This is a genomic window from Rossellomorea sp. YZS02 (assembly GCF_033963925.1).
Taxonomy (GTDB): Bacteria; Bacillota; Bacilli; order Bacillales; family Bacillaceae_B; genus Rossellomorea.
This window is the reverse complement of record NZ_JAXBLY010000050.1, coordinates 1-1,354: the sequence shown is the minus strand read 5'-3', so window position 1 is coordinate 1,354 and position 1,354 is coordinate 1. Positions and strand designations below refer to the sequence as shown.

Here is a 1,354-nt window from a genome sequence, read left to right as displayed (position 1 = left end):
AGAGGCTGGGACAAAACCCTCCTCTGAAATGAAAAAGCCGGTGAAATTTTACAAAAAGTAAAATTTCACCGGCTTTGATTATTTTTGAATTAATATAAGGACCTCTTCTGATAAAATAAAGTTACCACACCAAATCTCATCAGAAAGAAGGGTCCTTATGTTTAAAGATTATACCATGAATCAAATCGTTTTGCCTTTAGATGTTGAAATGAAATTACAAGAAAATGATATTGCCTTCCATGTCCATCACTTAGTGGAAAGTATCCCTCAAAAAGTGTTCGAACCATTTCTTCGAAATGAAGGGTGTCCCGCCTACCATCCTCGCATGATGCTTAAGATTATCTTATGTGCTTATTCACAATCGGTCTTTTCAGGACGCAAAATTGAAGCTCTCTTAAAAGATAGTATTCGTATGATGTGGCTAGCACAAGGGTATGGACCAAGTTATCGCACCATCAACCGTTTCCGTGTTCAACCAGAAGTGAAAGAAGTCATTCGCGAATGTTTCGTCCAATTCCGATGTCAATTAGTTGAAGAGAAACTGATAGATCAAGAAGCGATATTTATTGATGGCACAAAGATTGAAGCGAATGCGAATAAATTCACGTTTGTATGGAAGAAATCTATCGAGAAATATCATACAAGTTTAATTGAAAAATCAAATGAGCTATACACTGAGCTGCTTGAAAGTGAAATCATCCCTGAAATTGAACGGGAAACCTCTGAACAATTGTCTGTGGAAGAACTCGCTCAATTGGTTCAAAAAGTAGACGAAGTCGTAACCGAATATGATAAACAAATTGAGTCTACCTCAGACATTCCAGAACGAAAAGCTCTAAGAAGTGAGCGTAAACATCCAAAACAAGTCCGTAAAAAACTGATTGATTTTCTCTTGCGCAAACAGAAATACCAACAAGACTTAGAGACCTTTGGAACACGTAATAGCTATTCTAAAACAGATCCCGATGCGACGTTCATGCGAATGAAAGATGATTATATGAAGAACGGGCAGTTAAAAGCTGGTTACAATGTACAAATCGCCACTGAAGGTCAATACACATTAGCCTATAGTTTATTTTCAAACCCAACAGATACCCGTACCTTAATTCCATTTCTAGATAAAATCGAGCAGGATTATTTCGAGTTGCCAAAACACATCGTCGCAGACGCGGGTTATGGCAGTGAACAAAATTATAGCGATATCCTTTCAAACAGAAAACGCGAAGCACTCATTACGTATAACTTGTATCTAAAGGAACAAAAGAAGAAATATAAACAAAACTTATTTCACCCCGACAACTGGGAGTATGAAGAAGAAACGGATACATATACATGCCCTAATCAAAAACGTCTT

The 1,354-nt window shown here is 37.2% G+C and carries 1 protein-coding gene; it reads left to right on the top strand.

Annotation, left to right across the window (positions count from 1 at the left end):
- Window positions 1-157 precede the first annotated feature (157 nt).
- Window positions 158-1,354: IS1182 family transposase (locus tag SLH55_RS23095; RefSeq protein WP_320324559.1), on the top strand; the 1,197-nt coding region annotated here is incomplete at its 3' end.